This is a genomic window from Variovorax soli NBRC 106424, assembly GCF_001591385.1.
GTDB classification, from domain to species: domain Bacteria; phylum Pseudomonadota; class Gammaproteobacteria; order Burkholderiales; family Burkholderiaceae_C; genus Variovorax; species Variovorax soli.
On sequence record NZ_BCUU01000168.1, the window covers coordinates 1 to 6,309 of the forward strand.

General features: G+C 64.4%; 7 protein-coding genes. 1 reads left to right on the forward strand and 6 read right to left on the reverse strand.

The features are described 5' to 3' along the window. From VSO01S_RS25545 to VSO01S_RS25570, 6 genes are all read right to left on the reverse strand, one after another. Nucleotides 1-820 (reverse strand): transketolase family protein (locus tag VSO01S_RS25545; RefSeq protein WP_068645578.1); only part of this gene is annotated, 820 nt, incomplete at its 3' end. After that, the gene (locus tag VSO01S_RS25550) at nt 817-1,683 is read right to left on the reverse strand and encodes a transketolase (protein WP_068645579.1); all 867 of its coding nucleotides are present in this window, start codon (nt 1,681-1,683) and stop codon (nt 817-819) included. The genes VSO01S_RS25545 and VSO01S_RS25550, both read right to left, overlap by 4 nt. A 32-nt stretch (nt 1,684-1,715) precedes the next feature. Beyond that, entirely contained in the window at nt 1,716-2,975 is a 1,260-nt protein-coding gene (locus tag VSO01S_RS25555; RefSeq protein WP_068645580.1) for a TRAP transporter large permease, read from the reverse strand. 16 nt (nt 2,976-2,991) lie between these two features. Then, entirely contained in the window at nt 2,992-3,501 is a 510-nt protein-coding gene (locus VSO01S_RS25560) for a TRAP transporter small permease (RefSeq protein ID WP_068645581.1), read from the reverse strand. 46 nt (nt 3,502-3,547) lie between these two features. Beyond that, the gene (locus tag VSO01S_RS25565; RefSeq protein ID WP_068645582.1) at nt 3,548-4,537 is read right to left on the reverse strand and encodes a TRAP transporter substrate-binding protein; all 990 of its coding nucleotides are present in this window, start codon (nt 4,535-4,537) and stop codon (nt 3,548-3,550) included. 24 nt (nt 4,538-4,561) lie between these two features. Next, nucleotides 4,562-5,311, reverse strand: coding sequence for an SDR family NAD(P)-dependent oxidoreductase (locus VSO01S_RS25570; protein WP_068645584.1), 750 nt, complete (start codon nt 5,309-5,311; stop codon nt 4,562-4,564). Between the two features lie 204 nt (nt 5,312-5,515). Here VSO01S_RS25570 and VSO01S_RS25575 point away from each other — a divergent pair. Further along, the coding region (locus tag VSO01S_RS25575) for a LysR substrate-binding domain-containing protein (RefSeq protein WP_068645583.1) at nt 5,516-6,309 on the forward strand (794 nt) is incomplete at its 3' end.

Here is a 6,309-nt window from a genome sequence, read left to right on the forward strand (position 1 = left end):
GATTTTCGGCCACAACCACCATACGGTGCTTATAGCGAACCGCCTCGACGATGGCCGCCTCATCCAACGGCTTGATGGTCGGGCAATGCAGCACGGCGACGCCAATGTTGTCCTGGGCCAGGTCTTGCGCCGCCTCGAGCGCCCGCATCGTCAGGAGACCGCTGGAGATCACCAGCACGTCGGCGCCGTCGCGCAACATCTTGGCCTTGCCCAGTTCGAAGCGATAGCCCTCGATCTCGTCCAGGACGAGTGGCACCTGCCCACGAAGCAGCCGCATGTAGACCGGCCCCTTGTGTTCTGCGATCTGCGGCACCGCCTGCTCGATGTCGAGCGCATCGCATGGATCGACGATGGTCAAGCCTGGGACCCCGCGCATCATTGCGATGTCTTCGATCGCCGCATGGCTCGGGCCATACCCCGTCGTCAGCCCCGGGAGCGCACAGCAGATCTTGACGTTGAGGTCTTCCTCGGCGATCACCTGGTGGATGAAGTCGAACGCACGACGTGTGCCGAACGCGGCGTAGGTCGTCGCGAAGGGGATCAGGCCCTCCTTGGCCATGCCGCCGGCGGCGCCCATGAGCAACTGCTCGGCCATCCCCATCTGGAAGAAGCGCTCCGGATACGCCTGAGCGAACAGATGCAGGTCCGTGTACTTGGCCAGGTCCGCGGTCAGGCCCACGACTTCGGGGCGGGTGGCGGCGTATTCCACGAGCGCCTTGCCGAACGGCGCGGCGTTGACCCTTTGTCCCTCAGAGGCGATCGAGGCGATCATCGCCGAGGTGGTCAGGCGGGGCTTCTTTTCTGCGACTGTGGTGCTCATGCCGGGGCTCCTTCGGGCTGAACGTAGGGTTGGGACTGGTCGAGGATTTCGAGGGCCTTGTGCCACTCCGGCGGATCGACGCGGATGAAGTGGTTCTTCTCCCGCTGCTCGAGGAAGGGCACGCCCTTGCCCATCAGCGTGTCGAAAACGATGACCCGCGGTTTGGGTTCCTTGAGCGCCCGGGCCGCGTCGAACGCCTCGACCACGGCGCCAAGATCATTGCCGTTCACACGCTGGACATGCCAGCCGAAGGCAGTCCACTTGTCGGCCAGGGGTTCGAACCCCAATACCCTGCCCGAGGGGCCGTCTGCCTGCTGGTTGTTCACGTCAACCAGGCAGATCAGGTTATCCAGCTTGTGGTGGGCGGCGGACATCGCCGCCTCCCAGGTCGAGCCTTCGTCGAGTTCTCCGTCAGACATCGAGTTGTAGACAAAGGCCGGATTTCTCTTCTGCTTCAGCCCGAGCGCCATGCCCACGCCGATGATCAGCCCCTGGCCGAGCGATCCACCCGAGATCTCCATGCCGGGGGTGTAGGTGGCCATGCCCGACATCGGCAGGCGGCTGTCGTCGCTCCCATAGGAATCGAGTTCGCTCTCCTGGATGATGCCGGCCTCGATGAGCGCGGCATAGTGCGCAATCGCATAGTGACCATGCGAGAGAAGGAAGCGGTCGCGCCCCTCCCACTCGGGCTCCTGCGGCCGCAGGTTCATCGCATGGCAGTAGGCCGTGGCAAGCACGTCGGCCCAGCCAAGGGCCTGGCCAATGTAGCCCTGGCCCTGAACTTCGCCCATGCGCAGCGCGAAGCGTCGGATTCGGTATGCGCGCTGGGCCAGCCTGGCGATCTGGTTGTTCGTGGTAGTCAAGAGTTGCTCCTGAAATGGTCAGATGAAGGGACTCACTTGAAGATGACAGCCGGCACGTACGAGACGAGGGCGAGGATGAGAAATGCGACGACGTAGAAGGGGCCCAGTTCGCGCACCGTCTGGCCGACCTTGACCTTGGCCAGGGCGCTGGTGATGAATAGCGTCGTGCCTACTGGCGGCGTGTACAGGCCGATCGCCAGGTTGACGGTCATCATGATCCCGAGCTGCGTCAGGTCCATGCCGATCGAGTTGGCCAGTGGCACGAACACCGGGGTCAGCAGCAGCACGGCGGCGGGCAGGTCGATGAACATGCCGCAGACGAGCATCAGCAGATTCATCAGGAGGATCACGCTCCATCCGCTCGACAGATGCGCCTGCGCCCAGGCGACGATGCCGTCGGGCATGCGGTCGAAGGTCAGCAGCCAGCCGATGGCTGCAGATGCCATGATGACGAGCAGAACAACGCCGGTGGCCAGTCCCGCGTGAACGATGGCGTCGTGCAGCCTCTTGAGGCCGAGATCCCGGTAGACGAGGGCCGAGACCAGGCCGGCGAACAGCGTGGAGAGCACCGCCACCTCGGTCGGCGTCGCAATCCCGAAGCGAAGCAGCACCACGATCAGCACCGGCAGCACCAGCGCAGGTGCGGCATAAACGAGCTGTTTGCGAAACGCTGCCCAATCGAGCGGCCGGGTCTCACGCGGGAAATTGCGGCGCCGGCCCACCCACCAGCACACCACCATGAACCCGGCGCACATCGCCAGCCCTGGCAGGATGCCCGCGACGAACAGCGACGCGATCGAGGTGTTGCTGACCAGCGCGAAGAGGATCATCGGAATCGACGGCGGGATCAGGATGTCGATGGTCGCGGCCGCAGCAAGCGTCGCGGCAGAGAACGCCGGCGGGTAGCCAAGGCGCTTCTGCCACGGGATCAGCAGAGAGCCGATCGCCGATGCATCGGCCACCGCCGAGCCCGAGACGCCGCCGAAGATCGTCGAGGACAGCACGCCGACCTGGCCCGGGCCTCCATGGAAGCGGCCAATGAGGGTGGACAGCACGCCAATCAGCGCCTCGCCGAGCTTGCCGCCCATCATCAGCGTGCCGGTGAGCATGAAGAAAGGAATTGCAATCAGCGGGAAGCTCTGGACCTGCGCGACCATCTGTTGCACGAGAAGGTCCAGGGGCACCTTGTCGGAGCTGGCTGCAGCGGCCAAGGCCGCGACCAGCAGCGCATGGGCGATCGGGATCGCGACCACCGCGGCGCCGAGGAAGACGAAGAGGATCAATACGGTCATGTCGTGCTCCTTGGACTCACCAATGGGCCTGCGGCACGTTGTCGCCGACGGGTGCAGGTTCCTCGCTCGTGTTCCATGCGCGCCAGGCCGAGAACAGGGCGAGCACCGCGAGCATTGCCATGCCGCCCATCACGCATCCGTAGGTGATCGATCCAGGCACCTGCAGGATCGGAGACTTCTCGTCGTGCACGATCTCGAGCATGCGGAACGTCGCGACGGTGAGCACCGCATAGAGCGCGACGACGCCCAGCCAGCCAAGGGTCGACAGCGCGCGGCGCGCCATGAACGGCAGCTTCTCCATCAGGAAGGTCGTCGTGATGTGCGCCCCGTGTTGGGCTGCAAGCACCACGCCTGCCATCACCAGCCAGGGGAACAGCAGTTCGGGAACCTCGTTGCCCCACTGCAGGCTGGATCCGGTGGCATATCTCAGGACGGTGTTCGCGCAAAGAATCACGAAGATCACCGACGTGCTCACCCACAGCACCGCCCGGCATATGCCGCCGACAGCGCGTTCAATCGCATTCATGATTTGTCTCCAGAGGAGGGCGCGTTATTGCGCCCGGATGACGCCATTACTGGGCCTGGGATGCGCCGACAACCTTCTTGACGTAGGGACCGATCGGGCCGCTCATCCACTTGTCGGTGACCGGTGCGGTTGCCTTCGCGAAAGCCACCTTGTCCACGGTGGTCACCTGCACGCCTTTGGCCTTGAGGTCGGCAAGCAGCTTGTCCTCCGACTCCTGCGAGAGCTTGCGTTGCAGGGCGGTGGCTTCGGCGGCGGCTTCCTGAACCGCCTTCTTGTCCGCGTCGGAGAGCTTGTCCCAGGACCGCTTGCTCATCAGGAACGGCGTCATCTGGAATTGATGATTCGTCAGTGCCAGGTTCTTCTGGACCTCGTAGAGCTTGCTGGCGTGAAAGTTCACCAGGGGGTTCTCCTGCCCATCGACCACGCCCTGCTGCAAGGCGACGTACAACTCGGCGAACTTGATCTGCTGCGCTTCGGCACCCAGCGCCTGCATGATCTCCACCAGCACGGTGTCCGGCGGGGTCCGCATCTTCAGCCCTTTCAGGTCTTCGACCTTGGCGATCGGACGCTTGCTGTTGGTCATCTGGCGGATTCCGTTGTCCCAGAAGCCGAGCGCGATCAGGCCCTTCTCTGCGGACTTGTCGGCCAGTTCCTTGCCGAGCGGCCCGTCGAGCAGCTTGAAGGCGGCGGCGGCATTCGAGAAAAGGAAGGGCATGCCGAAGGCGGCGTACTCGGGCACCGCATTGGCCACTGCGCCTTGCGAATTGGCGCTCATGTCCAGCGCGCCGGTGCGCAGCGCCGTCACCATTGCCGCGTCGTCACCCAGCTGCGCCGACGGTGCCACCTGGACCTCGATGCGTCCGCTGGTCTTGGCTTTGAGTATCTCGGCGAACTTGACGGACGCCTCGTGGCGTGGATTGCCTGGCGCGGCGCCGTGGCCGAGCGTCAGCTTGACGGCTTGCGCCTGGGCTGCGATAGGCAGAGCAGCCGCGGCGGCCATCGCGATCAAGGTACGAATGACGGTCTTGCGTTGCATGGTCTTGTCTCCTTTTTTGGTGGTTCAGTGGATCAACATGCCGCCATTCACGTCGAGCGTGATGCCGGTGCAGTAGGCGGACAGGTCGCTGGCCAGGAACACGCAGGCGCCGGCCACGTCGGACGCGGCGCCCAGGCGGGCCAGCGGGATCGACTCGGCGATCTCCTTCTTGCGCTCCGGGGTCAGCTTGCCCTGGGTGATGTCGGTCTCGATCAGCCCCGGGGTGATGCAGTTGACGCGGATGCCTTCGATCCCGAATTCGCGTGCCATGGCACGCGCCAGGCCGAGCACGCCAGCCTTGGCGGCGGAGTAGTGGGGGCCGCCGAAGATGCCGCCACCTCGCTGGGCAGAAACCGAGGAGATGCAAACGATTGAGCCCGACTGATGCTGGCGCATTGCGGGCAGCACCGCCTGCGACATGTAGAGCGTGCCGCGCAGGTTCACGTCGAGGATGCGGTCGTAGTCGGTGCCCGTGATCTCCAGCGTCTTGACCGGCTGGGTGATGCCGGCGTTGTTGATCAGGATGTCGATCCGGCCAAGTACCTTCAGCACTTCAGCAGCAGCAGCTTCGCAGGCAGCCTTCTCCGTCACGTCGGCCACCAGGCCAAGGTGACCGTCCCCCAGCCGTGCTGCGGCACCGGCCGGCTCGGCACGAGCCAGGTCGAGGATCGCCACCTTGGCGCCGTGAGCCGCCATCTGGCGTGCCGTCGCATAGCCGAGTCCGTTGAGCCCGGCCCCGCCGGTGATGACAGCAACCTTGTCCTTGAGCAGCATTTCGTCGATCTCCATGAAGAATTGAAAGTGGGCTTCGCAGGAGGCATCGACGAGCATGAAAGTCGATCAGGCGGCCCGGTTCACGTTGGGGTGGGCCGATGTCTCCGTTGATGGGCGCAATGGTCGGCGCCGAAGGAGATGACGACAAGCGATCATTCGTCAGGCTAAGATGACCGTTCGTCATGCTACGACCGGGTGAACCCTATGGCTTCATTGCCGCCTGTTGCCAATCTCCTCGCCTTCGAGGCGGTGGCGCGCCGCCGCAGCTTTGCGCTGGCCGCGACTGAACTTCACTTGACCGCTTCGGCCATCAGCCATCAGGTCGCACGACTGGAGGCCGATCTGGGGGTACGGCTCTTCGAGCGCAGCGCGCACGGCGTACGGCTCAGCAACGCGGGGGACCGCTACCTGGAACGCGTGGCGGGCGCCTTGTCCGCCATCTCGACGGCCACGGAGGACCTGCGCAAGGGCGTTGGCAACAGCCTGTATGTGCACTCGGCGCCCAGCATCGCGAGCCTGTGGCTGATGCCAAGGCTGCGCGGCTTCGCGCAGGCGCATCCGGACATCGCCCTCAACCTCTCCGCTGCGCACACGCCCAGTGATTTCGCGCTCGGGCAGGCGGATCTGGACATCCGGTATGGCGTGCCGCAGTGGGGGGATCTCGTCGTCGAGCCCTTGTTCGTCGAACGAATCGTGCCCCTGGCCAGCCCGGCCTTCATTCGTGAGCACCGGCTCAAGCGGATCGAGCAACTGTTCGACGTTCCGCTCATTCAGAGCAATGTCAGCGTGGTCCAGTGGTCCGATTGGCTAGAGCAATACTCCGACAGGCGTGCGCCAGAGCAGTTCGCTCTGCGATTCGACCGTGCGCAGATGTCGCTGGATGCCGCGACGCAAGGACTCGGCGTTGCCCTTGAGAGCGCCGTGAACGCAGGCCTGCATCTTTCAACCGGGAAACTCAAGCCGGTTTTTGGACTGGACAAAGCCGTTCGGGTCAAGGC

Coding starts and splice junctions, on each gene's coding strand:
- VSO01S_RS25555 (WP_068645580.1), bottom strand. CDS start 2,975: ATGACCGTATTGATCCTCTTCGTCTTCCTCGGCGCCGCGGTGGTCGCG.
- VSO01S_RS25560 (WP_068645581.1), bottom strand. CDS start 3,501: ATGAATGCGATTGAACGCGCTGTCGGCGGCATATGCCGGGCGGTGCTG.
- VSO01S_RS25565 (WP_068645582.1), bottom strand. CDS start 4,537: ATGCAACGCAAGACCGTCATTCGTACCTTGATCGCGATGGCCGCCGCG.
- VSO01S_RS25570 (WP_068645584.1), bottom strand. CDS start 5,311: ATGCTGCTCAAGGACAAGGTTGCTGTCATCACCGGCGGGGCCGGGCTC.